25 protein-coding genes and 4 tRNA genes are annotated in these 26995 nt (G+C 51.1%); 2 read left to right on the top strand and 27 right to left on the bottom strand.

The annotated features are described in order from the left end of the window. Positions 1-18 precede the first annotated feature (18 nt). From lipA to leuS, 13 genes are all read right to left on the bottom strand, one after another. Positions 19-984 (bottom strand): lipoyl synthase, encoded by a 966-nt coding sequence (gene lipA / locus DUT67_RS15745; protein WP_048259260.1) that lies wholly within the window; start codon positions 982-984, stop codon positions 19-21. A 227-nt stretch (positions 985-1211) separates the two neighbouring features. Next, positions 1212-1895 carry a lipoyl(octanoyl) transferase LipB gene (gene lipB, locus DUT67_RS15740; protein ID WP_189339507.1) on the bottom strand — a complete coding sequence of 228 codons (684 nt, stop codon included), beginning with the start codon at positions 1893-1895 and terminating at the stop codon, positions 1212-1214. 146 nt (positions 1896-2041) lie between these two features. Further along, complete coding sequence (gene ybeD / locus DUT67_RS15735) at positions 2042-2305, bottom strand: DUF493 family protein YbeD (RefSeq protein ID WP_005976281.1); 264 nt, start codon at positions 2303-2305, stop codon at positions 2042-2044. Positions 2306-2441: 136 nt separating this feature from the next. Next, the gene (dacA, locus tag DUT67_RS15730; protein ID WP_113627308.1) at positions 2442-3653 is read right to left on the bottom strand and encodes a D-alanyl-D-alanine carboxypeptidase DacA; all 1212 of its coding nucleotides are present in this window, start codon (positions 3651-3653) and stop codon (positions 2442-2444) included. 165 nt (positions 3654-3818) lie between these two features. Beyond that, positions 3819-4937 carry an endolytic peptidoglycan transglycosylase RlpA gene (gene rlpA / locus DUT67_RS15725; protein ID WP_113632301.1) on the bottom strand — a complete coding sequence of 373 codons (1119 nt, stop codon included), beginning with the start codon at positions 4935-4937 and terminating at the stop codon, positions 3819-3821. 13 nt (positions 4938-4950) lie between these two features. Next, entirely contained in the window at positions 4951-6063 is a 1113-nt protein-coding gene (gene mrdB / locus DUT67_RS15720; RefSeq protein ID WP_048259265.1) for a peptidoglycan glycosyltransferase MrdB, read from the bottom strand. A gap of 9 nt (positions 6064-6072) precedes the next feature. Next, positions 6073-7977 (bottom strand): peptidoglycan DD-transpeptidase MrdA, encoded by a 1905-nt coding sequence (gene mrdA, locus DUT67_RS15715; protein WP_048259266.1) that lies wholly within the window; start codon positions 7975-7977, stop codon positions 6073-6075. A gap of 33 nt (positions 7978-8010) precedes the next feature. Next, entirely contained in the window at positions 8011-8481 is a 471-nt protein-coding gene (gene rlmH / locus DUT67_RS15710; protein WP_048259267.1) for a 23S rRNA (pseudouridine(1915)-N(3))-methyltransferase RlmH, read from the bottom strand. 1 nt (position 8482) lies between these two features. Next, a complete protein-coding gene (gene rsfS / locus DUT67_RS15705; protein ID WP_005976293.1) occupies positions 8483-8800 on the bottom strand; it encodes a ribosome silencing factor in 318 nt (105 codons plus the stop codon). 194 nt (positions 8801-8994) lie between these two features. Further along, positions 8995-9654: a nicotinate-nucleotide adenylyltransferase gene (nadD, locus tag DUT67_RS15700; RefSeq protein WP_189315262.1), complete on the bottom strand. Its 660-nt coding sequence runs from the start codon at positions 9652-9654 to the stop codon at positions 8995-8997. Then, positions 9651-10676, bottom strand: coding sequence for a DNA polymerase III subunit delta (gene holA, locus DUT67_RS15695; protein WP_048259269.1), 1026 nt, complete (start codon positions 10674-10676; stop codon positions 9651-9653). Before holA ends, nadD begins: the two co-directional genes overlap by 4 nt. Then, positions 10673-11227: an LPS assembly lipoprotein LptE gene (lptE, locus tag DUT67_RS15690; protein ID WP_048259270.1), complete on the bottom strand. Its 555-nt coding sequence runs from the start codon at positions 11225-11227 to the stop codon at positions 10673-10675. Before lptE ends, holA begins: the two co-directional genes overlap by 4 nt. Before the next feature lie 14 nt (positions 11228-11241). Beyond that, a complete protein-coding gene (gene leuS, locus DUT67_RS15685) occupies positions 11242-13824 on the bottom strand; it encodes a leucine--tRNA ligase (protein WP_113632302.1) in 2583 nt (860 codons plus the stop codon). Between the two features lie 309 nt (positions 13825-14133). Between leuS and DUT67_RS15680 the strand changes: the two genes are divergently transcribed. Then, positions 14134-14616 (top strand): zinc ribbon-containing protein, encoded by a 483-nt coding sequence (locus DUT67_RS15680; protein WP_113627313.1) that lies wholly within the window; start codon positions 14134-14136, stop codon positions 14614-14616. A gap of 227 nt (positions 14617-14843) precedes the next feature. Here the strand turns inward: DUT67_RS15680 and DUT67_RS15675 are convergent, their stop codons facing one another. From DUT67_RS15675 to miaB, 9 genes are all read right to left on the bottom strand, one after another. After that, the gene (locus DUT67_RS15675; protein ID WP_048259273.1) at positions 14844-15569 is read right to left on the bottom strand and encodes an amino acid ABC transporter ATP-binding protein; all 726 of its coding nucleotides are present in this window, start codon (positions 15567-15569) and stop codon (positions 14844-14846) included. After that, positions 15569-16243 carry a glutamate/aspartate ABC transporter permease GltK gene (gene gltK, locus DUT67_RS15670; RefSeq protein WP_048259274.1) on the bottom strand — a complete coding sequence of 225 codons (675 nt, stop codon included), beginning with the start codon at positions 16241-16243 and terminating at the stop codon, positions 15569-15571. The genes DUT67_RS15675 and gltK overlap by 1 nt, the downstream gene beginning before the upstream one ends. Positions 16244-16246: 3 nt before the next feature. Then, a complete protein-coding gene (locus DUT67_RS15665; protein WP_048259275.1) occupies positions 16247-16987 on the bottom strand; it encodes an amino acid ABC transporter permease in 741 nt (246 codons plus the stop codon). A gap of 220 nt (positions 16988-17207) precedes the next feature. Beyond that, positions 17208-18104: an amino acid ABC transporter substrate-binding protein gene (locus DUT67_RS15660; protein WP_048259276.1), complete on the bottom strand. Its 897-nt coding sequence runs from the start codon at positions 18102-18104 to the stop codon at positions 17208-17210. Between the two features lie 449 nt (positions 18105-18553). Next, a complete protein-coding gene (gene lnt, locus DUT67_RS15655; protein ID WP_113632303.1) occupies positions 18554-20083 on the bottom strand; it encodes an apolipoprotein N-acyltransferase in 1530 nt (509 codons plus the stop codon). Positions 20084-20090: 7 nt separating this feature from the next. Further along, entirely contained in the window at positions 20091-20969 is an 879-nt protein-coding gene (gene corC / locus DUT67_RS15650; RefSeq protein WP_010285415.1) for a CNNM family magnesium/cobalt transport protein CorC, read from the bottom strand. A 128-nt stretch (positions 20970-21097) separates the two neighbouring features. Further along, positions 21098-21577 (bottom strand): rRNA maturation RNase YbeY, encoded by a 480-nt coding sequence (ybeY, locus tag DUT67_RS15645; RefSeq protein WP_113632304.1) that lies wholly within the window; start codon positions 21575-21577, stop codon positions 21098-21100. Further along, a complete protein-coding gene (locus tag DUT67_RS15640) occupies positions 21574-22632 on the bottom strand; it encodes a PhoH family protein (RefSeq protein WP_113632305.1) in 1059 nt (352 codons plus the stop codon). Before DUT67_RS15640 ends, ybeY begins: the two co-directional genes overlap by 4 nt. A gap of 321 nt (positions 22633-22953) precedes the next feature. Next, entirely contained in the window at positions 22954-24378 is a 1425-nt protein-coding gene (miaB, locus tag DUT67_RS15635; RefSeq protein WP_113632306.1) for a tRNA (N6-isopentenyl adenosine(37)-C2)-methylthiotransferase MiaB, read from the bottom strand. A gap of 231 nt (positions 24379-24609) precedes the next feature. On the opposite strand from miaB, the gene ubiF reads away from it, so the two are divergent. Then, a complete protein-coding gene (gene ubiF / locus DUT67_RS15630) occupies positions 24610-25776 on the top strand; it encodes a 3-demethoxyubiquinol 3-hydroxylase (RefSeq protein WP_113632307.1) in 1167 nt (388 codons plus the stop codon). 22 nt (positions 25777-25798) lie between these two features. On the opposite strand, the gene DUT67_RS15625 is transcribed toward ubiF, so the two are convergent. The 5 genes from DUT67_RS15625 to DUT67_RS15605 all read right to left on the bottom strand — a co-directional run bounded on the left by DUT67_RS15625 (position 25799) and on the right by DUT67_RS15605 (position 26961). Beyond that, positions 25799-26431, bottom strand: coding sequence for a hypothetical protein (locus DUT67_RS15625; protein ID WP_113632308.1), 633 nt, complete (start codon positions 26429-26431; stop codon positions 25799-25801). A 134-nt stretch (positions 26432-26565) separates the two neighbouring features. Beyond that, positions 26566-26640 (bottom strand) — tRNA-Gln (locus tag DUT67_RS15620). A 6-nt stretch (positions 26641-26646) separates the two neighbouring features. Beyond that, positions 26647-26723: transfer RNA gene (locus DUT67_RS15615), tRNA-Met, on the bottom strand. A gap of 52 nt (positions 26724-26775) precedes the next feature. Further along, positions 26776-26850 (bottom strand) — tRNA-Gln (locus tag DUT67_RS15610). Positions 26851-26886: 36 nt separating this feature from the next. After that, positions 26887-26961 (bottom strand) — tRNA-Gln (locus tag DUT67_RS15605). Between the last annotated feature and the right edge of the window lie 34 nt (positions 26962-26995).

Below are 26995 nucleotides of genomic sequence, written 5' to 3'. Positions count from 1 at the left end.
GTAAAAAACTATGAGCGCTTATTTTACTTCAATGCCCTTGGCCTGCAGGTCGGCATGGTAGGACGAGCGAACAAACGGGCCGCAGGCAGCGTGGGTAAAGCCCATCGCCATCGCTTCGGCTTTCATCTCATCAAACTCATCCGGGCTGACGTAGCGCTGTACTGGCAGGTGATGACGGCTTGGCTGTAAATATTGTCCTAGCGTTAGCATGGTCACCCCGTGGCGTCGCAGATCGCGCATAACTTCCACGATTTCAGCATTGGTTTCCCCCAATCCAACCATCAGGCCAGATTTAGTCGGGATATCCGGGTGCGCGCTCTTGAAGTTTTCCAGCAGCTTCAGCGACCATTCATAGTTCGCACCAGGGCGAACCTGACGGTAAACGCGCGGCACGTTTTCCAGATTGTGGTTGAACACATCAGGTGGCGTGGCGGTCAAGATTTCCAACGCACGATCCATACGACCACGGAAATCTGGCACCAGCGTTTCGATACGAATATGCGGATTTTTGCGGCGAATAGCGCTAATACAATCCGCAAAGTGCTGAGCTCCACCGTCGCGCAGGTCATCGCGGTCAACGGAGGTGATCACGACATAGCGTAAGCCCATGTCGTGGATCGTCTGTGCCAATTTCTCTGGCTCATTAGCATCCGGCGTGAGCGGGCGGCCGTGGGCAACGTCACAGAATGGGCAGCGACGCGTACAAATGGCACCCAGAATCATGAAGGTCGCGGTGCCATGGTTGAAGCACTCGGTCAGATTCGGACAGGACGCTTCTTCGCAAACTGAGTGCAACCCGTTTTTGCGCATTGCCGCTTTGATTCCCTGAATACGGCTCGAATCCGCCGGAAGTTTAATCTTCATCCATTCAGGTTTGCGCAGAAGCTCTTGGCGTTCGGTGACGACGGTACGTACCGGAATTAGGGCCATCTTATCGGCATCGCGGTATTTGACACCGCGTTCGATCTGAATCGGTTTACTCATGTTTGCGTAAGTTCCAGTTCTGAATCGTTTCTTTAAATTTATTATTCAAATTCAAAGGATTATGTTTTTTGTTAAACTTTTTTTTAAAAAACTATAAAAATTATATCATCTTGCCTAATCACAATCAGCCCTTGCACGATCAAAATGAAGAAATTATGTGAATAAAATGTAATTTATCAAAAAACGGTCGTCTAACTAACTGATTTTTATTGACAGAATGAAACAGGTTAACCAAAAAGCGGCTCACCCTGAACGTCCAGATTCCACGGAATATATTCGGGTGCGGAATAGCCGACTAACTGCAAAAAGGTCTTCACCAGCACGGGCGAGGTGTCATCCAGCGTGACGCCCGGCACCAGATCGCTTAGCTGCGTCATTTCCATACCCGCGTAACCACAGGGGTTGATGCGTAGGAAAGGAGAGAGATCCATGGCGATATTGAGCGCAAGCCCGTGGAAAGAGCAACCTTTACGAATACGCAGCCCTAGCGAACAGATTTTACGCTCACCTACGTAGACGCCGGGTGCATCAGGGCGCGCATGGGCTTCAATCTGGAAATGTGCCAGTGTACCAATCACGGTATTTTCAATCGTGGTAACGAGTTGGCGAACGCCGAGCTTACGACGTTTCAGGTCAATCAACACGTACATCACCTGCTGACCAGGGCCGTGGTAGGTCACCTGGCCGCCTCGATCGCTCTGAATCACGGGAATATCGCCGGGCATCAGTACATGTTCGGTTTTGCCAGCCTGACCTTGTGTGAATACGCGAGGATGCTGAACCAGCCAGATTTCATCTGGGGTTTTATCATCACGTCGGTCGGTGAAGTTATGCATCGCCAGAGAGACGGGTTCATACGGTTGCACGCCGAATTGACGTACGATGATCTTATCCTGTAGCAAGTGTGTCATCTTCAGGTTAAGGAAAGGTGGGGTGATTATAACGGCGGGAAGCCTCAGCGAACAGCACTATGCAAAATTACACAATACAAAGCTATGGTCACAAAACCATAGTTACGCAGCCATGCCGCACTCGCCAATGTTCCCGCACGTTCTTCTTACAACACCATCCGCACGATGTCGATATTGCCCAGTTCTTCGTACAGTGTTTCCACCTGCTCAATGTGAGTCGCCGTGATGGTGATGGAAACAGAGTGATAATTCCCTTTGCTGCTGGGTTTGATCTGCGGAGTGTAGTCGCCAGGCGCATGACGCTGTACCACTTCAACGACCAGATCAACTAACTCCGGCTTTGCTTCACCCATGACCTTGTAAGTAAAAACGCACGGGAATTCAAGCAGTTCGTTTAATTTGGTTTTCATTTGCGCTCCAGATAGGGTAATACCGTCGGTATTAGCACTGACATATGTACATCATACTAGAAAATATAACTCCCGCATTCTGCGGGAGTTAAGGATACGACTTATATGGGGACGTTTAGGCCCCAGACAAGGGGGATTAGCCGAACCAGTGATGGAACATCAGTTTGATGTAATCGATCATGCGGCCAAAGATTCCGCCTTCTTTCACTTCGTTCATCACCACCAGCGGGCGCTGATCGATGGTCTTGCCATCCAGTTGGAAGTTGATGGAACCCACAACCTGATTTTTGGCTAACGGTGCATGCAGTTCTGTGTTGTCCAGAACATAGCTGGCTTTCAGATCTTTCATACGGCCGCGCGGAATGGTCAGGTAGGCATCTTTCTCCACGCCCAACGCAACGCGATCGTTGTCGCCAAACCAAACTGGCTCAGAAGCGAATTCTTTACCTGCTTTCAACGGTGCGACGGTTTCAAAGAAGCGGAAGCCCCAGGTCAGCAGTTTTTTGCTTTCTGATTCGCGTCCTTTAGCATTACGTCCGCCCAGTACCGCCGAAATCAGGCGCATCTGACCTTCTGTTGCCGAAGCGACCAGATTAAAGCCAGCTGATGACGTATGGCCTGTTTTGATGCCGTCAACATTCAGGCTGGAATCCCACAGCAAGCCGTTACGGTTAGGCTGGCGAATATTGTTGAACGTGAACTCTTTCTCTTTGTAGGTCGCGTACTCTTCTGGAACATCTCGGATTAACGCCTGACCGATCAAGGCCATATCACGCGCTGAACTGAACTGGCCGGGTGCATCCAGACCGTGCACGGTTTCAAAGTTGGTGTTTTGCAATCCCAGCGCTTTAACGTAACCGTTCATCAGGTTAACGAAAGCATCTTGGCTACCCGCAACGTAGTCGGCCATCGCGACGCAGGCATCGTTACCGGATTGCAGGATAATGCCGCGATTTAATTGGGAAACAGGCACACGGTCGCCTGGCTTCAGGAACATCAGGGAAGAACCCTGGAAGGTTGGGTTACCCGTTGCCCAGGCATCTTTACCGACGGTAACGATGTCGTTCGGGCTGATTTTTCCTGATTTAATCGATTGACCAATGACGTAGCTGGTCATCATCTTCGTTAAGCTGGCCGGATCGCGGCGCGTGTCGGCATTCATTTCCGCCAACACTTTCCCAGAGTTGTAATCAATCAGGATGTAGGATTCAGCATCGATTTGCGGGACGCCGGGGATCATCGTTTTAAGATTGATATCTTCGGCATAGGCAAAGGAAGAGGCACTAATGACGAGCAGTGCGCCAAGCGCAGTACGCTTAGTAAAACGAGACGTGTTTACAGTATTCATGATTGGAACAACAACATCCGTGGGTATGAGTTAAAAACGAGCCACACTATAGCAGATGGGGAAAGGGCAGGCATCAGGCATTACGTTACGTGATTTTGCAAAAGGGCGGTATGTTCAATGCCATAGCCGCCGCTTTTGCTTCGTGAGCCTGCCGATTATCCGTTACTAGAGAGTGCCGGGTGCGGCGGTAATAAACGACTGCTGCTGAGCTTCGACTGACAAACGTTGTTGAAGTTCAGCGGCTTGCTGACGATTCTGGAATGGCCCCAGTTGGATACGGTACAGCCCACCACTTGCCGTGACTTTACCCACCACACGGAAGCGTTCACTTAGGCTGCGCTGCCAGGTTTGCGCTCGCTGCTGATCGCTCAAGGCACCGACCTGTACCACATAGCGACCTGTAGTAGCAGAGGACGTTGTTGCTGCAGGAGCGGTAACCGCAGCGGCAGCTGGCGCGATGTTCATTGGCGCAGTGGATGGTGTTGCGGTTGGCGTCACGTTTGACTCAACCACGCCAGCACGCAGTGCAGAAGGCGCCCCTAAAAAACCGCCGCCGTGCGATGGTGCGCTGCTCTGCGGCTGAGCATTTTCTGTTGGTGTGCTCAGGCTGCTATTGCTGATCGGGCGAACGGCGCTGTTGGCGGTGGGGGACGTCGTTTCCATCATGGGCGTACCCAGTCCGCTGGCACCAAAGCTCGGGCGTTCCGGCAGGGAGAAGCTTTGCTTGGCAACGGTGGTGCCTACGGTTCCTGGACCGGAGAGCGTGCCGTCAGGCGCGACGCTGATGAAATCCACTTTTACTTTGGTGTTGTTAGAAATGTTGAGTCGATCGCCTGCCGCTTTCGACAGGTCGATGATTCTGCCCGGCGTGTAAGGCCCGCGGTCGTTGACTCGAACAACCAGACGGCGACCGTTGCTTAGGTTAGTCACGCGCACATAGCTCGGTAGGGGCAGCGTCGGGTGGGCAGCAGTTATTGCATTAGGGTCAAAAACTTCGCCGATTGACGTGCGGTTACCGCTGGCTTCTTCGCCGTACCATGTTGCTAAACCCGCTTCGCTAAAGTTTTGCGGATCTTTGACAATTTTATAGGTCTTGCCTTTGATGCTGTAGTCTTGCAGAGTACCCTGATTGTAGGGTTCATAACGAGGTTCTGCACCACCGATCTCTTCCGTCGGTCCGCTGTAAACTTGGGTGACTGGCGGCGCTGGTTGCCGCTGTTCCGTTGTGGTACAGGCCGCAAGCGCCAGAGTTGCTACGCCGACCCAAAGCCAATCCTTACGCATTGCTCACCTCGTGTTATAAATTCTTAGATAGCAGTTTGCGGTGAGTATGTATCGACATGACGATACCGAACCCCGCCATTAAGACGACCAGCGCCGACCCGCCGTAGCTGATTAGCGGTAGCGGCACGCCAACGACAGGAAGTATACCGCTAACCATCCCGATATTGACGAAAACATAGAAGAACAGAATTAACATCAGCCCGCCGACCATAACCCGGCCAAACGAGGTTTGCGCATTAGCGGCGATCATCAGACCGCGCATGATCATGAACAGATACATCGCGAGCAGAATCAAGACGCCAATTAACCCGAGCTCTTCTGCCAGCACAGCAAAGATAAAGTCAGTGTGTCGCTCTGGCAGAAACTCTAACTGAGACTGTGTGCCATGCAGCCAGCCTTTTCCAGACAAGCCACCTGAGCCTATGGCAATTTTCGACTGAATAATATGGTATCCGGCACCGAGGGGATCGCTTTCTGGATCGAGCAGCATCATGACTCTGGCGCGCTGATAATCATGCATAAGGAAGAACCAGAGTAGCGGAATAAACGCGGCGAGTAGCAGCACGGCGATGCCAATTAAGCTCCAGCTCATCCCCCCTAGAAAAAGGACAAACAACCCGGATAACGCGACCAGAATTGAGGTGCCTAAATCCGGCTGTGCGGCAACCAACAACGTAGGAACAAAAATCAGAATCAGTGCGATCGCCGTATTTTTTAGCGACGGCGGGCACATATCACGGTTGATAAAACGAGCAACCATCAGAGGTACGGCGATCTTGGCTATTTCCGATGGCTGGAAACGAATGAAACCCAAGTCCAGCCAGCGCTGTGCGCCTTTACTGATTTGTCCAAAAATATCCACGATTAGCAGTAAAATCACACAGACTACGTAGAGATAGGGGGCCCAGCCTTCGTATACGCGCGGGGGGATTTGCGCCATCACGATCATCACCGTAAATCCCAGCACAATTTGAATGACTTTTCGCTCCATCATGCCGACGTCTTGCCCGCTAGCGCTCCACAAGACAAATAGGCTATAGCCCAGCAGTGCCAGAATGCAGAGAAGAAATGGCAGATCGATGTGGATTTTCGCCCAGAACGATCCCTTTTGTTGGCTATCGGTCATGAATGTCTGTTACTCACTTTCGCTACCCGGTGGCGCAGGTGGCGCACTAGGTAAATCGGTATTGTTATCACCCAGCAGGATATGATCGAGGATCTGGCGGGTGATGGTGCCAACGGTCGGGCCTGCGCCACCGTTTTCCAGAATAATCGACATCGCTACTTTAGGGTCCTTATACGGGGCAAACGCAACCATTAATTTATGGTCTCGCAGATGTTCTGCGATCTTGTGCGCATTATAGGTTTCGTTTTCTTTCAGGCCAAAGACCTGTGCCGTACCGGATTTTGCTGCAATTTTATAAGGTGCATCATCGAAACTTTTGTGGGCAGTTCCGTTAGGCCTATTCGCTACGCCATACATGCCGTCCTTCGCCACTTCCCAATAACCTGAGTGGATGTTGCCAATCTGCTGATTTTCGGTCTGTTTGAAAGGTATGATCGCGCCATTTTCCCGCGAGCTATAAAGCAGATGCGGCGTTTTGACCTGGCCGTCATTGATCAGCGTAACCAAGGCTTTATTCATCTGGATAGGCGTCGCAGTCCAGTAGCCTTGACCAATCCCGACTGGAATAGTATCACCCTGATACCAGGGTTTTTTGAATCGTCCTAATTTCCACTCTCGCGTTGGCATATTGCCTTTGCTTTCTTCCGAAATATCGATACCGGTTCTTTCGCCGTAACCAAATTTGGTCATCCATTCAGACAAGCGATCGATACCCATGTCATAAGCGACCTGATAGAAGAAGGTATCCGCGGACTCTTCCAATGATTTGGTGAGGTTAAGGCGACCATGGCCCCATTTTTTCCAGTCACGGAAGCGTTTTTCTGAGCCAGGCAATTGCCACCAGCCGGGATCGAACAGGCTGGTGTTAGTGGTGATCACACCTGCGGTCAGGGCGGAAACCGCGATATAGGGTTTAACGGTAGAGGCTGGAGGATAAATCCCCTGTGTTGCACGGTTGATCAACGGACGATTAGGATCGTTTTGTAATTTTGCATAATTTTTGGTGGAAATTCCGTCGACAAACAGGTTGGGGTCGTAACTGGGCGTGGAAACCATCGCCAGAATACCGCCGTCGCGTGGGTCGGTCACGATCACGGCGGCGCGGCTGCCTTCCAGCAATTTTTCAATGTAGATTTGCAGGCTTAGGTCCAGCGTCAGATAAATATCACGCCCAGCCTGCGGTGGCTGTTCGTGGAGCTGGCGGATCACTCGGCCACGGTTGTTAACTTCAACTTCTTCATAACCGGGTTTGCCGTGGAGCAGATCTTCGTAATGACGCTCAATACCCAGCTTGCCAATGTCACGCGTGGCGGCGTAATCGGCAATTTTTTCTTCTTTGGTCAGTCGCTCCACTTCTTTGTCGGTGATTTTGGAGACATAGCCTGTGACGTGGGTTAGTGCAGATCCATAAGGATAATAGCGGCGTTGATAGCCCTTAACCTCAACGCCGGGGAAGCGGTATTGGTTGACGGCAAAACGGGCAACTTGAATCTCATCGAGTCCGGTTTTTACCGGAATAGAGGTAAAGCGGCGTGAACGCTTGCGCTCTTTTTCAAAATTTTCCAGATCGCTATCGGTCAGATCGACGACCGGGCGCAGCGCTTCCAGCGTATCGTTAAGGTTGTCGACTTTGTCGGGCACCAGCTCTAATTGATAGATGGTGCGGTTCAACGCCAGCGGCGTACCGTTACGGTCGTAGATAATGCCGCGACTGGGCGCGATAGGAACCAGCTTAATGCGGTTCTCGTTGGAACGCGTGCGATAGTCATCAACACGCAAAATTTGCAGATGATAAAGATTAGCGACTAATACACCGGAAAGCAGCAAAATGCCCAGAAATGCCACCAAAGCGCGGCGCACGAACAGGGCAGACTCAGCCGTATAATCACGAAAGGGTTTACGTTCTACTTTCATCCAGTGTTATTTCACATGTTTCATCGTATCGCCTTACTCCCGGTGGTAAGGGTGATTAGTCGTAATGCTCCATGCACGATACAGGCTCTCCGCTACCAGTACACGCACCAACGGGTGTGGCAGCGTTAATGGTGAGAGTGACCAGCTTTGCTCCGCTGCGGCTTTGCACTCCGGCGAAAGCCCTTCAGGTCCGCCAATCAGCAGACTGACATCGCGCCCATCCTGTTTCCAGCGCTCCAACTGTTGCGCCAAATGCGGCGTCTCCCAGCGAGTACCTGGAATATCCAGCGTAACAATACGGTTGCCTTTGCCTACTGCCGCCAGCATCTGTTCGCCTTCGCGCTCCAGAATGCGTTTGATATCGGCATTTTTACCCCGCTTCCCCGCTGGGATTTCGAGCAATTCGAAAGGCATGTCTTTCGGGAAGCGCCGCATATAATCGGTGAAGCCAGTCTGCACCCAGTCGGGCATTTTGGTGCCAACGGCGACCAGTTGCAGTTTCATGCTAGCCCCACAGCTTTTCCAATTCGTATAACTGGCGGCTTTCTTCTTGCAATACATGAACCATCACGTCACCTAAATCGACAACAACCCAGTCAGAGGCATTTTCACCCTCAACGCCGAGTGGAATCAGACCCGCCGCGCGTGAGGATTGCACGACGTGGTCGGCAATAGATGCAACATGACGTGTAGATGTGCCCGTGCAGATAACCATGTAATCGGTGATGCTGGATTTACCCTGGACGTTGAGTACAACGATGTCCTGAGCTTTTAAGTCATCGACCTTATCAATAACGAAGTCTTGGAGTGCTTGACCTTGCAAAGGTTCCCCCTCAATGGCGTTCTGTCAGTAATTGATGAACGCGTGTGGCGCTGAATTGTTTAGGAAAAATGTAAATCACCGAGTAATTGCCGAGAATTTCCGTTTTTCCCGGTGATTGAAACCAGCCGCGGAGTATATCACGCGCTTTTGCCGAGTGGTATAAAGCCCGTGGCTGATGGGTGGGAAAACCTGCGCTATTGGTACAGGCTGTGTTCGTTGATGTAACGGAGTACGACAGGCGGTAATAAATCGTGGCAATCCAGACCTTGCTGGCGTCGCTGGCGAATATCCGTTGCGGAAATAGTGACCAGCGGTGTGTCTGCCAGGAAGATTCGCCCATGCGGTTGCTGATGAAGATCCTCAGGCATGTGAGTCTGATGATCGTCAAGCCACTGTTGTAATTCTGGCGTTTCCAGCGTCGAGCGATAGCCGGGGCGAGCGCACACGAGCAAATGACAAACGCCGAGCAGATCCTGCCAGCGGTGCCAGTGGTGTAGCGTCAGCAGCGAGTCTTGCCCGATGATAAATCCCAACGGCGCATCATGGCCTTTTTCAGCTCGCAGTGCTTCCAGCGTATCAATGGTGTAGGAGGGCGTTTGCCGTTGCAGTTCACGATCGTCCACGGTAAAGAGCGGGTTGCCTTCCACAGCCAGTTCAGCCATATGAAAACGCTGCCGGGAACTGGCTTCGGGTTGTTGTCGATGTGGCGGAACGTTATTGGGCATCAGGACGACCTGAGTCAATCCCACTAGCTTTGCCAGCGCGGTGACCGGCTGAAGGTGTCCGTAATGAATGGGATCGAACGTGCCGCCAAAAAATGCTGTTAACGATGGCACTGCGGTGGGCTTATTCAGATGAATGCCTCCGGCAAGGCTTTGCCGCACAGCAGCATGGCAAGTGATTCAAGTTCAGACCAAACGGACTGACCATAGTCTTGCTTTAACGTTATCTCCACCTGCGCCAGCAATCGCACGGCCTGCTGTAGCTGCTGAAGAGAGAGACGCTGTAGTGCCTGAGTGAGCAGGTCACGCCGGTTTTGCCATACTTTTTGCTGATCGAATAACGTGCGCAGCGGTGTGTCTGACATGCGCCGTTTCAGCGCCAACAGCTGTAGCAATTCACGCTGCAGCGTACGCAGTAAAATGACGGGTTCGCAATCTTCCTGCTTTAGCTGCTGCAAAATGTGCCACGCGCGTTTGCCTTTTCCTGCCAGTAACGCATCAAGCCAATGGAACGGTGTGAAGTGAGCGGCATCGTTGACTGCATTTTCTACGCGTGGCAGGGTCAGCTTGCCATCGGGGTAAAGCAGCGCGAGCCGTTCTAACGCCTGAGACAGTGCGAGAAGGTTGCCTTCATAGCAATAGCAAATGAGCTGCGTGGCCTGTTCATCCAGCGTCAACTTCATGACTTTGGCGCGTTGAGCAACCCAGCGTGGGAGCTGTGCCTGTTCTGGCGTCAGGCAATTTATATAGACACTGTCTTGTGCCAGCGCTTTGAACCAGGCGCTGTTTTCCTGCGCTTTAGTCAACTTATGACCGCGCAGAATCAGCAAAATGTCGGGGTGTAACAATCCAGAGAGCTTGACCAGATTTTCGCTCATCGCTGCATTCGGGCCGTTTTCCGGCAAGATCAGCAGGAGAGATTGGCGCGAAGCAAACAGGCTGAGCGCCTGACAGGTACCGAAAACTGCATCCCAGTCGGTGTGCAGGTCTAGGATGAAGCTGAAATGCTCGCTGAATTCGTGTTGTTGAGCGACCCGTTTAATGCTGTCGAGACTTTCCTGCAGCAAGAGCGGGTCTGTACCAAAGACCAAATAACAACCGCGCAGCCCCTCATGGAGCTGCGCGGTGAGTTGTTCGGGGTAAAGCCGAATCATGAACGCTTGGCGGAAGTGATTGAGTCGGTGGACTGCAGCCGATTTTTGACTTCCTGGCTACCGTTGATGGTCAGCAATTTACGTACTAACTGCTGGGCAGCCTGCTCACGCATTTCCTGACGGACGATGTCCTGTTCGGCATCTTTCGCCAGTGCAGCCAGCGGGTTATCAAAGAACGTGCGGAACACCGTCACACTGAGCGGATAAATATCTTCACCCGGCATCAGCACTTGCGCCTGCAACGTCAGCACCATTTGGTATTCCGCTGTTTTACCATCCTGAAAAATAGAGACGGTATCGCGCGTTTCGCTTGAGCCCAGTACCCGCAGAGACGGGATATCCTGACGCGTCGCGTCGTCAACGATTTTCACATCGCTGAGACGGAGCTGCTCGCGCACTGAACGCGTTAGCGGGCCATAAGGGTCACTGCTGTCGAGCACCAGCGTTTGTAACTGCGCAGGCACTTGTGTCGTGCCGCGCAGATGAAAACCACAGCCAGCGGTGATTAACACTGCTAGCCCCAGCACCAACGTGAATAGACGATGTCGCACAGTTCCTCCTTGCCTTAACCCACAACCAGGTTAAGCAGTTTACCAGGGACATAAATCACTTTACGAACTGTGACGCCGTCCAGATATTTCGCGACCAGCGGTTCCTGAGCAGCGCGTTCGCGAACCTGTTCTTCGCTGGCGTCAGCGGCAACGGTAATTTTACCACGTACTTTACCGTTAACCTGAACGACGACAAGCTTGGAGTCTTCTACCATCGCGTTCTCATCAGCAACCGGCCACGGCGCAGTATCAACGTCGCCTTCACCTTGCAGCGCTTGCCACAGGGTAAAGCAGACGTGCGGCGTGAACGGATACAGCATACGAACGACGGCCAGCAGCGTTTCCTGCATCAGCGCGCGATCCTGATCGCTTTCCTGCGGCGCTTTTGCCAGCTTGTTCATCAGCTCCATGATGGCGGCGATCGCGGTGTTGAAGGTCTGGCGACGGCCGATATCATCGGTCACTTTAGCGATAGTTTTGTGCAGATCGCGACGCAGTGATTTCTGATCTTCGGTCAGTGTAGTGATATCCAGTGCTGTTACAGCACCTTTCGCGGTGTGCTCGAATGCCTGTCTCCAGACGCGTTTCAGGAAGCGGTTCGCGCCTTCTACGCCGGATTCCTGCCATTCCAGCGTCATTTCTGCCGGAGAAGCAAACATCATGAACAGACGAACGGTATCTGCACCGTATTTCTCTACCATGACCTGCGGGTCGATGCCGTTGTTTTTAGACTTCGACATTTTACTCATGCCTGCGTAGACCACGTCACGGCCTTCGTTATCTACGGCTTTAACGATGCGTCCTTTCTCATCACGATCAACGGTAACGTCGGTAGGAGAAACCCAGTTGCGCTCGCCGTTATTACCCAGATAGTAGAACGCATCGGCCAGCACCATGCCCTGACACAGCAGACGTTTGGCAGGTTCATCGGACGTAACCAGACCGGCGTCGCGCATCAGTTTGTGGAAGAAGCGGAAATACATCAGGTGCATGATGGCGTGTTCGATACCGCCGACATATTGATCAACGGGCAGCCAATAGTTGGCAGCAGCCGGATCCAGCATCCCTTGATCGTACTGCGGGCAGGTGTAGCGCGCGTAGTACCAGGATGATTCCATAAAGGTGTCGAACGTGTCGGTTTCACGCAGCGCTGGCTGACCGTTAACGGTCGTCTTCGCCCATTCTGGGTTAGATTTCAGCGGGCTGGTGATACCATCCATCACGACATCTTCCGGCAGAATGACTGGCAACTGATCTTCTGGCGTTGGGACAACGGTACCGTCTTCCAGCGTCACCATTGGAATTGGCGCGCCCCAGTAGCGCTGACGGGAGACACCCCAGTCGCGCAGGCGATAGTTAACTTTACGCTCACCAATGCCTTTTTCTACCAGCTTATCGGCAATGGCATTGAATCCAGCCTCGAAATCCAGTCCATCAAATTCACCGGAGTTGAACAGGCTGCCTTTTTCTGTCATCGCCTGAGCGGACAGATCGGGCTCGCTGCCATCGGTATTCAAAATAACTGGTTTGATAGACAGATCATATTTGGTGGCGAATTCCCAGTCGCGCTGGTCGTGGCCCGGAACGGCCATCACTGCGCCTGTGCCGTATTCCATCAGAACGAAGTTGGCAACCCAGATAGCGACTTTTTCACCGTTCAGTGGGTGAATGGCATACAGGCCGGTCGCCATGCCTTTTTTCTCCATCGTCGCCATATCAGCTTCAGCGACTTTGGTATTACGGCATTCTGCAATGAAATCAGCCAGCGCTGGATTTGTTGCGGCAGCTTGCGCTGCGAGAGGATGACCTGCGGCAACAGCAACGTAGGTCACGCCCATGAACGTATCTGGGCGAGTGGTGTAAACACTCAGTTTCTCTTCACTGTCTGCCACGTCAAAGGTGATTTCCACACCTTCGGAACGGCCGATCCAGTTACGCTGCATGGTTTTGACCTGCTCAGGCCAGCTTTCCAGCGTATCCAAATCATTCAGCAATTGGTCTGCGTAAGCGGTGATTTTGATAAACCACTGCGGAATCTCTTTACGTTCAACCTTGGTATCGCAGCGCCAGCAGCAGCCGTCGATAACCTGTTCGTTCGCCAGCACGGTCTGGTCGTTCGGGCACCAGTTAACGGCGGAGGTTTTTTTATAAACCAGACCTTTTTCGTACAGCTTGGTGAAGAACCACTGTTCCCAACGATAGTAGTCGGGTTTACAGGTCGCGACTTCACGATCCCAGTCATAGCCAAAGCCCAGCAGTTTGAGCTGGTTTTTCATGTAATCGATGTTGGCGTATGTCCACGGGGCTGGCGCAGTATTGTTTTTGACCGCAGCACCTTCAGCAGGCAGGCCAAACGCATCCCAACCGATCGGTTGCAGAACGTTTTTCCCCAGCATGCGCTGATAGCGGGAAATCACGTCGCCGATGGTGTAGTTACGGACGTGGCCCATATGTAGTCGGCCAGAAGGGTAAGGCAGCATGGAAAGGCAATAGTATTTTTCCTTGCCAGGCTGTTCGGTGACTTTAAATGTCTGCTTCTCTTGCCAGTGAAGCTGGACGTCCGCTTCTATCTCTTCTGGGCGGTATTGCTCTTGCATGGCTGCCAGGGGTCCTGTTTAGTGAAGAATCGCTACGTGAGTAGCCTCTTCTGATTCATAACAAAAGATCCGCATAGCATAGCCGTAAGCGGCGCGGGCAACAACACCCAGCGCCCGACTGAGGAATATTTCTGATCTGTAAGCAACATACTGCGAGGGATTGCGCAAATTGGCGACAATTCCTCAGACAGGTGGAAAAAATAATCTAAAATAGAGAGAGATAGGCAACGTATCGGTTTTTGGCCTGATGTGTCAGACGGCGAATCGTCGTTCTTTATCACCTTTCAACCCGCTTATTCAGGAGGAAGCATGAATAAAATAGCCCGCTATTACCGCGAGTTAATGGCTTCAGTGACGGCTCGGCTGAACAACGGTGAACGCGATCTCGACAGCCTGGTGCTGAGCGCCCGTAAAACCTTGCAGGAAAGCTCGGAACTGACGCAGAAAGAAATAGAACAGATAATTCAAGCTGTTCAGCGCGATCTGGAAGAGTTTGGCCGCAGCTACAGTGAAAATCAGAATGAATTTACCGACAGCGTTTTTATGCGGGTGATCAAAGAAAGCCTGTGGCAGGAGCTGGCGGATATTACGGATAAAACGCAGTTGGAGTGGCGTGAAATCTTCAAAGATGTGAATCATCACGGGGTGTACCACAGTGGTGAAGTCGTGGGGCTAGGTAATCTGGTCTGCGAAAACTGCCATCACCACATCGCGTTCTACACGCCGGAAGTCTTGCCACTCTGCCCGAAATGCTCACATGATCTGTTCCATCGCCAGCCATTTCAGCCGTAAGGCTGTCTAATATAGAAACTGTGTCATGGCATATTTAGGTTATTGGTAAGCCCATTTGCAGAACGAGAACGGTGATAATGGGATAGAAGAGTAAAGCGTTTGCGCCATGGATGGCGCAATCCGAGCGTACAGGGATGTATTTACAGCGTCTTTACGATCTACCCATTACCACCGCTCGACGCATTTTGTCCGTCCAAAGCGTGCCTTACGGCACGCTTTGAGGGATATTAATGCAGGATTTTCGCCAGGAAGTCTTTCGCGCGTTCGGACTGCGGGTTATTGAAGAAATCATCCTTACGGGTGTCCTCAACGATTTTTCCCTCATCCATAAAGATCACGCGGTGCGCCACTTTGCGGGCAAAGCCCATTTCATGGGTGACGACCATCATGGTCATGCCTTCTTGCGCCAGTTCAACCATGACATCCAGTACTTCGTTGATCATCTCTGGGTCGAGCGCAGATGTCGGTTCATCAAATAACATTGCGATAGGATCCATACACAACGCGCGGGCAATTGCGACACGCTGCTGCTGACCGCCGGAAAGCTGTCCTGGATACTTGTTAGCGTGCGCCGACAGCCCCACACGTTCCAACAGCTTCTGCGCTTTGGTTTTTGCTTCCTCGCGTTTGCGTTTTAGTACTTTTACCTGCGCTAGCGTCAGATTTTCGATAATCGACAGATGCGGGAACAGTTCAAAGTGCTGGAACACCATTCCCACTTTGGAACGTAACTGGGCCAGATTGGTTTTTTTATCGTTAACGATAATGCCATTGACGGTAATGTCACCTTTTTGAATTGGTTCCAAGCCGTTTACGGTTTTGATCAGGGTTGATTTGCCCGAGCCAGAAGGCCCGCAGACGACTACGACTTCACCCTTTTTTACTTCTGTGGAGCAGTCGGCTAGCACCTGAAATTGGCCGTACCATTTAGAGATATTTTTCAGGGAAATCATCAAACCGTCCTTTTTTTCAGGTAACTGACCAGCATTGAGGCAGTAATGCTGAAGAGAAAATAAATGAACCCAGCAAATAGGATCATTTCAACTTGTGTTCCGTCACGCTCGCCAATGGTTGAGGCGGTACGGAAGAAATCAGCGAGGCTGAGCACGTAAACCAGTGAGGTATCCTGAAACAGAACAATCCCTTGCGTCAGCAACAGTGGCACCATAGCGCGGAATGCCTGTGGCAGAATAACCAGCTTCATGGATTGCCAGTGTGTCATCCCTAATGCTAACGCGGCGGAGGATTGACCGCGTGATACGCTGAGGATACCCGCACGAATGATTTCCGAATAATAGGCTGCCTCGAACAGCGAGAAGGCTACCATAGCTGAAATCAGTCGAATATCGGTTTTCGGCGATAGCCCAAGCACATTTTGTAATAAGCTAGGAACGACCAGATAGAACCACAGCAGAACCATGACGAGCGGAACGGAACGGAATAGGTTCACATACAGTTTGGCGAACCAGCTAATCGCCTTTATCGGCGACAGGCGCATCACCGCCAGAACCGTACCCCAGACAATCCCGAATACTACCGCTGTTAGTGTAATTTTGAGTGTGACTACCATCCCCTGAATCAGGTACGGCATGCTTGGCCCAATTGAGCTCCAGTCAAATTCATACATGGTTTATTTGCTCCCCATATTGCCCGGCAAACGGGTTTTTCGCTCAACGACCTGCATGATCAACATAATGATGGCGTTGATGCCAACGTACGCCAGCGTGATGGCGGTAAAGGATTCATACGCATGGGCGGAATAGTCCAGCAGTTTCCCTGCCTGTGCCGCCATATCAACCAGACCAATCGTGGATGCGATAGCCGAGTTTTTTACCAGATTCAGCATTTCTGACGTCAGCGGCGGAACGATCACGCGATACGCATTGGGCAGTAACACATAACGGTAAGTTTGTGGCAGCGTCAGACCCATCGCCAGCCCAGCGGCTTTTTGCCCGCGAGGTAGCGATTGGATGCCTGCTCTCACCTGCTCACACACGCGTGCAGCGGTGAAGAGCCCCAGACAAATCATTGATGACAGGAAGAACTGAATATTGGGGTCTAACTCGGCTTTAAACCACATACCGATGTCGACGGGAAGTAGCTCAGGAACCACCAGATACCAGGTAAAGAACTGGACAATCAGTGGGACGTTGCGAAATAGCTCGACGTAGCAAGTACCAATGCTCGAAAGAAAACGGTTCGGGACGGTACGTAAGATTCCAAATAAAGAACCAATGAGGAAGGCGATAATCCAGGCACAGATAGATAATGTGACGGTGACTTGCAGACCGGACAGAATCCACCCGAGGTAGGTTGTGTTGCCGAAGGGGGCGTCTTGTAGAAATATGCCCCAGTTCCAATCTATTGACATAACGAACTCCGGTAAAAAAAGGGTAGCGAAGCTACCCTGAAGATTGATGAGCGGCCATATTCCCGTTCTTTTTCAAACTACAGGCGTATTGTTTATTTTCCTGTTTATCGAAATTTCTCGGGGCAACATGTGATGGGGAACGACCATCACATGCCTGTCTGTCCTGCCACGAATCAGCAATCAGAGGGCAGAGTGATTCTGCCCTTATTCTCATTATTAATTAGTTTAGCGCTTTGTCATTTGGCGCTTTGAACAGCGCTTTCATTTCGTCTGACAGTGCAAAGTTCAAGTTAAGATCTTTTGGCGGAATCGGTTGTTTAAACCAGCGATCAAACCATTTTTCTGCTTCGCCAGAGGTTTGTACTTCGGCGATGGTGTCATCAACCAGTTTCTTGAATTGTGGATCGTCTTTACGCAGCATACAGCCGTAGGCTTCTTCAGACTGGGCTTTACCAACGATATCCCACTGATCGGCACTTTTCGCTTTTGCACGTTCGCCAGCCAGCAGAGCATCATCCATCATAAAGGCTACAGCACGGCCGCTTTCCAGCGTACGGAAGGAGTCGCCATGATCTTTTGCACTGATGATGCGCATCTTCATCTGTTTTTCTTCATTCAGCTTGTTCAGCAGAACTTCAGAGGTTGTACCGGAGGTCACTACGACAGTTTTACCTGCCAAGTCTGGGAAGTCTTTTACGCCGGAATCTTTTTTGGCTAACAGGCGCGTACCGACAACGAAAATGGTGTTAGAGAACGCGGCTTGTTTCTGACGCTCCAGATTGTTGGTCGTCGAACCACATTCCAAATCGAATGTACCGTTCTGTAACAGAGGGATACGGTTCTGAGAGGTGATAGGAAGTAGTTTGACCTGCAGGTTAGGCGCATCCAGTTTTTTCTTAATCGCTTCGACAATTTTGTCAGAGTAGGCCTGAGAATAGCCGACGACTTTCTGCGTATTATCGTAGTAAGAAAAAGGGACGGATGATTCACGGTGGCCAATGACGATCACGCCATTATCTTTGACCTTTTTCAATGTACCGGCCAGATCTTCAGCCTGGGCTGCACTGGCGGCAGTGCCAAGCAGAATCAGTGATAATGCCAGTTTACGCATTTGCATGTTCTAACTCCTTTGCTGTCGTTGCTGCAATAGTTATAGCGCTGTCATCAATAACCATAAGGTTAATGTGTCCGTTATCTTCAAGTTAACACTGTCTTCAAGTTGACATCGTATCGCTGAAGCACTCATGACACGTTGCTACTTCTCAGTGATAACGTTGCACCGTTAAAGCGCGAAGTTACTGCGTACACAGTTAAAAAGTAGCTGATTGTAAATAGATTGAAATGGAAATGTTTTCTTTTTGCGATATCCGCCGCACCAAATGGCAGCAAAGTCAGAGGTTGGCACCAAGTTGGTGCGTTACTTGCCCTGCGAGAGGGCTTTACGCTGACGTAATATCCAAAAAAATACAGAAACAACCCTTTACAGGGTAATAAGAGGCAAATACCGTGCCATAAATAAAAAAGGCATGCAAAAGCATGCCCTTAGGGAAGTGAGGAGAGAGCTGATTATCGGCGACGTAAACCGAAGAAGACCGCAGTGATGCCACCCAGCAGCGTAACGAACCAAAGCGGCCAGGAACCGAAGCGTGCATAAGGCGTTATACCGGTTGCAGGAACCACCTGCGTGTCCAACACCGCACGCGTAAACTGCGGCAGACTGGCACTGACCTTGCCATCTGGCGCAATCACTGCGGTGACGCCGTTGTTGGTACTACGAACCAGAGGGCGCCCTAATTCCAGCGCGCGCATGCGTGCCATCTGAAAGTGTTGCCATGGGCCGATTGAGCGGCCAAACCAGGCGTCGTTCGAGATGGTCAACAGCATATCGGTGTCTGGCCGAAAATTATCGCGCACCTGTTGGCCTAAGATGATTTCATAGCAAATGGCGGCATTAAGTTTGAAACCATGGACAGAAAGCTGTGGCTGAACATAGTCACCTCGGCTAAACGACGACATCGGCAGATCGAAGAACGGAGCCAGCGGGCGTAACAGCGTTTCTAGCGGGACAAACTCGCCGAAAGGCACCAGATGATTTTTGTTATAACGGTTCATCGTAGGGTAGCTGTACGGCTTTTTGTCACCGAGTACGATAATTGAGTTATAGAAATCAGTCTTGTTGCCATCACGCCGGATATCGACGATACCCGTAATCAGGCTGCTATCACGGCTACGCAGGATATCGTCAATCTGCTTCAGATACGCACCCTGACGGCTTTCAATATCGGGAATAGCGGTTTCCGGCCAGATAACGATAGGCGCCTTATCCATATAGGGCAGGCTGTTATCCAGATAGATCCTCAGTGTATTCAACAACTCATCTTGTTCCCACTTCATTGCCTGCGGGATATTGCCTTGTACCAGCGCGACATTGACGGCACGTTCCGGTTGCAGGGTATACCACTGCACGTTGCGCAGCGGCCATGATAAAACGAAAACACCGATAGCGATGGCCGCTGGTGCGATTTTTCGCTGATTGATGGCATAAACGAGCAGTCCGCTGAGGCACATCAATAGGAAGGTAATGGTGTCGATACCCAGAATGGGCGCGATACCTTTTAACGGGCCGTCAATTTGGCTGTAGCCGAATTGCAGCCACGGAAAGCCGGTGAGCACCCAGCCGCGCAGAAATTCGGTTAGCTGCCAGAGTACGGGAGCGGCAAGCGCCAGACGCCACAGCGTTGTTTTCGGCCACAAGCGTGAGAGCAGGGCAGAAAACAACAGAGGATAGAGCGACAAATAGGCGGCGAGTAAAATGACTATCGCAACATTGACAGGGCCCGGCATTCCGCCAAATTGCGCGATACTGACGTAAACCCAGTTTACGCCGCTGCCGAATAGACCAAATCCCCAACAAAACCCTATCCAGGCTGACTGGCGAGCGGTGCGGTTTAGCGTCAGCGCCTGCAGACCCATGAGCGAGATAATCGCCGCAGGCCAGAAATCAAAGGGAGAAAACGCCAGCGTGCCACAGGCACCAAATAAGAGCGCCAGCAGGGCTTTAACCTGCTGGCGTTGTAGAAACGAAGCGACAACCATTGCCAAATTATTCTTCCAATTTTGGTTGAGGGGCATTGTCAGGGATTCTGACATGAACCTGAATAATACGGCGACTGTCTGCCATCGCAACCTTAAACAGGTAACCTTCTATGTCGATGGTTTCGCCACGAGCAGGAAGATGGCCGAAAGACTGCATAACCAGGCCACCAATGGTGTCGACCTCATCATCGCTGAACCGGGTGCCGAAAGCCTCGTTAAAATCTTCGATATCGGTTAACGCCCGAACGGTGTAAGTCTGACGATTAAGCTGACGAATATCTCTGTCTTCTTCATCGTCGTATTCATCTTCAATTTCGCCGACGATCAGCTCAAGGATATCTTCAATCGTGACCAAGCCGGATACGCCACCAAATTCATCGATGACAATCGCCATGTGATAGCGCAGCGAGCGGAACTCATTCAGCATTCTATCAACGCGTTTACTTTCCGGCACAACAACAGCGGAACGCAGAACTTTATCCATACTGAACGGTTCGGAATCGCTGCGCATAAACGGCAGCAAATCCTTGGCCATCAGGATGCCTTCAATATGGTCTTTATCTTCGCTAATGACGGGGAAACGGGAGTGGGCGGATTCGATAATCACGTCCAGACACTCTTCCAGCGTTTGATCGCGCTTGAGCGTAATCATCTGTGAGCGAGGGATCATGATGTCGCGCACACGCTGGTCGGCGATATCCATGACGCCTTCGAGCATATCTCGTGTTTCAGGATCGATCAGTTCATTCTGTTCGGAATCACGAATCAGAGTGAGTAAACCGTTACGATCTTTTGGCTCGCCGTGAAAAAGCTGATTAAGAATAAGAGAAAAGAAGCCCTTTTTGGGACTGGGTGCATCGCTGTTTTGAGAATGGTCGTCGCTCATGCGTTTTAATTAACATCACTCTTGTTAAAGGATTATTGCCAGCAACTGGAAGCGGCACAGTGGCTGATGTGGAACAGATAAGTACCCGATATCTTCCCGATCTCGGGCTAGATAAAATGTATTTCTATTTATTCGGTGAGGCCATCTTTTTCTGCAAGGTAAGGGTCGGCATAACCCATACTTTGCATAATTTCGATTTCTAGCGCTTCCATTTCTTCGGCTTCGCTGTCTTCGATGTGGTCATACCCTAGCAGATGCAGGCTACCATGGACAACCATGTGCGCCCAGTGCTCTTCTACGGTTTTTTCCTGCTCTGCGGCTTCGCGTTCTACAACCTGGCGGCAGATGATTAAATCGCCAAGCAGAGGAAGCTCGACCTCAGGCGGTGCCTCGAAAGGAAACGACAGCACGTTGGTCGGCTTGTCTTTACCGCGATAGGTGTTATTCAGGTCGCGACTTTCGGCCTCATCCACGATACGGATGGTGACTTCAGAGACTTCCTGAAACTGCGGCAGAACGCCTTCCAGCCAGCGCTGAAAGTCTTTTTCTTCCGGCAATCCCTGTGCTCGCTCGCTGGCGATTTGTAAATCGAGAATCACCTGACTCATTTTTGCTCCTGGTCTGATGCTGCAGCCTGTGCTTCCCGCTTACGCTGTTCTGCTAAGGCGTCTTTACGTTTCTGGTCGGCATTTTCCCATGCTTCATAGGCATTCACAATCCGCGCAACTACCGGATGGCGTACCACGTCTTCGCTGTGGAAAAAGTTAAAGCTGATCTCTTCCACATCGGCCAGTACTTCAATCGCGTGGCGTAAGCCTGATTTCAGATTTTTTGGCAAGTCGATCTGTGTGACGTCACCGGTGATGACGGCTTTTGAGTTGAAGCCGATACGTGTCAGGAACATTTTCATCTGTTCGATGGTGGTGTTCTGGCTTTCATCCAGAATGATAAAGGCATCGTTCAGCGTTCGGCCACGCATGTAAGCCAGTGGTGCAACTTCAATCACGTTACGCTCTATGAGCTTCTCGACACGTTCAAAGCCCAGCATTTCAAACAGAGCATCATAAAGTGGGCGCAGGTAAGGATCGACTTTCTGGCTCAGATCGCCAGGCAGGAAGCCCAGCTTCTCACCAGCTTCGACCGCTGGGCGTGTTAACAGAATACGGCGAATATCCTGACGTTCCAATGCATCCACGGCGGCTGCAACGGCTAAGTAGGTTTTCCCCGTTCCCGCCGGGCCAACGCCGAACGTGATGTCATGATCGAGGATGTTGGCGACATACTGCGCCTGATTCGGCGTACGCGGTTTGATTACGCCGCGTTTGGTGCGGATATTGACCACTTTGCCATAGTCCGGAGTGTGTTCCGCAGACTGCTCCAGCACGCGAGATTCTTTAATCGCAAGATGAATTTGCTCAGGGTCGATATCACCGATGACGCCGCGCACTGGAGCCGTATCGACATACAGGCGTTGCAGGATATCGGCGGCAGCTTGCGTCAGCAGGTTCTTGCCGACCAGTTTGAACTGATTGTCTCGGCGATTGATTTCGATGCCTAAGCGACGCTCTAACTGTTTAATATTGTCATCAAACGGGCCGCAAAGGCTGAGCAGGCGTTGGTTATCTGCGGGTTCAAGGGTAATTTCTTTTGTTGTTACGTTCAAATTATTCCTCTTGAGCGTTACGGTGCTGGCACTCTTTCTACCCGCACAAAATGAACTGTTATTAGATGGCCTGATGTATCCGCCATGTGAGTGAATTATTCATCGTGAATGCCCGATGCTGCAAGTCACAATAATGATATTGGGATGCTGTCTCGCAAAAGCAAATGTAAGCGCCTTGAAATTGAAACTGATTGAAGGCTAAAAATAGCCTGCTATAAAAAATGCAGGGCAGCAGCTCAAAGGGGACAGCAATGGTAGTCAGCCATAAAAAATGGGTGACAAAGCCACCCATCATTGCGCTTAGGCTGGAATAAACGTTGATTACGGCTGGTAAAATCCAACGCCGATTTCATTCTCTTTGCGAGTACGAGCAATCACGGAAGACGGTGATTCATGCACGCGCAGATCCATTTGATCTTCGGTCCGCACTACGATGCCGCGCAGCGAGTTGGTATAAACGTCAACAATTTCAACATCGACGAATTTACCGATCATATTCGGCGTGCCTTCGAAGTTGACGACGCGGTTATTTTCCGTGCGGCCAGATAGTTCCATCACGCTCTTACGCGAGGTGCCTTCCACCAGAATACGCTGGACGGTGCCCAGCATGAGGCGGCTAAATCGCATTGCCTGCTGGGTGATGCGTTCTTGCAGAAGGTACAGGCGCTGTTTTTTCTCTTCTTCCGGCACGTCATCGACCATATCCGCAGCCGGTGTTCCCGGACGAGCGGAATAGACAAAGCTATAGCTCATATCGAAATTCACATCGGCAATCAGCTTCATGGTTTGTTCAAAGTCAGCCTGCGTTTCGCCAGGGAAGCCGATGATAAAGTCAGAGCTAATCAGGATGCCTGGACGCGCATTGTGCAGCTTACGGATGATGGCTTTGTATTCCAACGCAGTATGACGGCGTTTCATCATCGTCAGAACACGGTCAGAACCGCTTTGCACTGGTAAATGCAGGAAGCTGACCAGCTCCGGTGTGTCTTCATAAACGCTGATAATATCGTCTGTAAATTCAATCGGATGACTGGTGGTGAAACGAACACGGTCGATCCCGTCAATGGCGGCGACCAGACGCAGCAGTTCGGCAAAAGAACAGATTTCACCGTCATAGGTTTCGCCGCGGTAGGCGTTAACATTCTGCCCCAGAAGGTTAACTTCACGCACGCCTTGCGCGGCTAGTTGAGCGATTTCAAACAGCACATCATCGCACGGGCGACTGACTTCTTCGCCTCGGGTATAAGGCACAACGCAGAATGTGCAATATTTATTGCAGCCTTCCATGATGGAAACGAATGCTGTCGGCCCATCGGCACGCGGTTCTGGCAGGCGATCGAATTTTTCGATTTCAGGGAAACTGATGTCAACGATGGGGCTACGCGTACCCTGAACGTGATTAATCATTTCCGGCAGGCGGTGCAAGGTTTGTGGGCCAAAAATAACGTCAACGTAGTGCGCACGTTCACGAATGTGTGCACCTTCCTGCGAGGCAACGCAGCCACCGACGCCAATAATCAGTTTCGGATTAAGATCTTTCAGCGCTTTCCAGCGACCAAGTTGATGGAAGACCTTTTCCTGCGCCTTTTCACGGATCGAGCAGGTATTGAGCAGTAAAACATCGGCTTCTTCAGCGATTTCAGTAAGCTCATAGCCGTGCGTACTTCCCAGTAAATCAGCCATCTTTGATGAATCGTACTCATTCATCTGACAGCCCCAGGTTTTAATATGCAGTTTTTTTGTCATCGACTTGCCATTACTCAGTGCGGAAGGAATAGGAAAAATTCCCCTCATTTAGGATGGGTATTGTAATCGTTCGCTGACGTTGTGACCAGTGCTGGAAGCCGAGCTAATTTGATAACCCCTTACTTTCTATAAAAATGCGGCTTTTCTGAAAAGTTACCCGCAAATCCAGTACACTATTTTCATGCATTTTTACTGGTGTGAATAAACCAGAATCAGAGGGGATTAGCCAATATGCATTACGATGCGATTGTGGTTGGCGGTGGAATGGTTGGCGCGGCCGCGGCGCTCGGGCTGGCACAGCAAGGATTTCAGGTTGCGGTGATTGAGCAGGAAATACTAACGCCATTTGATGCCACCAGTCCGCCAGATTTACGGATCTCAGCAATTGGCTATGCGTCGGTTGCGTTACTGAAAGAACTAGGTGCATGGCAGCGAGTGCAGCAGATGCGCAGCGCGCCTTACCGCCGGCTGGAAACCTGGGAATGGGCGAACGCCAGAGTGGTTTTCGATGCTGCCGACATTCACCTGCCTGAACTAGGTTTTATGGTGGAAAACCGTGTGCTGCAACGGGCACTCTGGGAAAGTTTGCAGGAGGATAAGCGTTGCCAATGTTATTGCCCAGCGACGCCGCAGGGTCTGCAACGCAGGGATGATGGCTGGTGTTTACAGCTTGCTGACGGGCAGAAGCTAACGGCTTCGTTGCTGATTGGTGCTGATGGCGCGAACTCTCAGGTTCGCCAGTGGGCAGGGATTGGCATCAGCGGCTGGCAGTATCGTCAGTCTTGTATGTTGATCGGCATTGAAACTTCACAACCCCAGCAGGATGTTACCTGGCAGCAGTTCACACCGAGCGGCCCGCGTGCGTTTTTACCGCTGTTTGACCAATGGGGATCGCTGGTGTGGTATGACAGCCCACAGCGTATTCGCCAGCTTCAGGCGATGCCGCTTGCACAGTTGGATAAAGAGATTGCTATCGCGTTTCCTGAGCGGTTGGGTTCAGTCAAAGCGCTCTCTGCTGGGTCATTCCCGTTGGTCAGACGCCATGCGCAAACCTATATCAAGCCTGGCTTGGTACTGTTGGGTGATGCCGCGCATACTATCAATCCGCTGGCGGGGCAGGGCGTTAATCTGGGATATCGCGATGTTGAGGCGCTGCTGGATGTGTTGATTAGCGCGCGTAATGCGGGAGAAGAATGGGCTTCTGAACGTGTATTACGGCGCTACCAGTGCCGCCGTATGCCGGATAATTTGATGATGCAAAGCGGGATGGATTTGTTCTATAACGCGTTCAGTAACGCATTACCGCCGCTGAGTTTTGCGCGCAACATGGCATTGATGGTCGCACAGCGCGCTGGTGTGTTAAAACAGCGCGCATTGAAATACGCCATTGGCATCTGACTGATTATGCGGACACCGCCCGCTACAGTGCTGGCTCGGCGGTGAAGATAATATCGGTGTCCGCATTAGTGGTTGCCTTAAAGCGAACATTTCCTATCTGCCGAACGCCTTTACCCGAGGTCTGGCTATCCTGAAGCAGGCCGAACATCATCTCGGTCATCTCAGGGCTTTCGAGACTATTTCCACCTGATAACGTGCTCTCACCCAATAGCGCAGAAAACGCGGCAGTGACGATTTGCAGATTCTGTCTTGTTGCTTCGGGGGATTCTGACGCGGCGTTGAGTATCACGAGCCCATTAAGCTGTTGGCTTTTACTCTCTATTGACCCAATTAATCCGACGTGCTCGTTAAAAATGTGCTGGAAATCATCGACGGATGTTCCCTTTTCCACGTTAATAGCCAGTTTGAGCGGGATATTGAGTTTCGTCAGATTAGCATTCATCCGGTCAGCGAACGTTTGCGCTGACATCTTGAAAGAAGCTACTCCGGCAGCATAAGTTGGTGTGAGAAAGCAAAACAGCAATGCCACGCTGAGTAACAAAGTGGTTAACTGCGCACGTATGGCTGATCGCCACGACTTGCTGACGTTATTCTGCCGTGGCACCACAATGTGGCTGAAATCATGAGTAACAGAGGATATAGATAAAACCTTCATGACTGCCCTTTTGGGAAAATCGAATAATTGATTTGGATATGTTAGCACTAGACTATGTTAATACCAGACATAACAAAACGGGGCGACGTCTTTCGACTGTCGCCCCGTTTCTTTGCTGTTTTACCAGCTTAATTTGGCTGGGGTACGAGGATTCGAACCTCGGAATGCCGGAATCAGAATCCGGTGCCTTACCGCTTGGCGATACCCCAAAAATTTGGTGGCTACGACGGGAATCGAACCTGTGACCCCAGCATTATGAGTGCTGTGCTCTAACCAGCTGAGCTACGTAGCCAAATGTACTGCTGTTATCACTTCATCTAAAAAACTTTCTACTATCTAGTAGATGGCTGGGGTACCTGGATTCGAACCAGGGAATGCTGGTATCAAAAACCAGTGCCTTACCGCTTGGCGATACCCCAATAGGACAACATATTTTTCTAACATACTATTTGAAATGGCTGGGGTACCTGGATTCGAACCAGGGAATGCTGGTATCAAAAACCAGTGCCTTACCGCTTGGCGATACCCCAATCACAACAAACACTAACAAGCTTCGAAAAGCAA

The sequence above is a fragment of the Pectobacterium peruviense genome (assembly GCF_003312355.2).
Lineage (GTDB): Bacteria > Pseudomonadota > Gammaproteobacteria > Enterobacterales > Enterobacteriaceae > Pectobacterium > Pectobacterium peruviense.
This window is presented reverse-complemented; position numbering and strand designations above follow the sequence as displayed.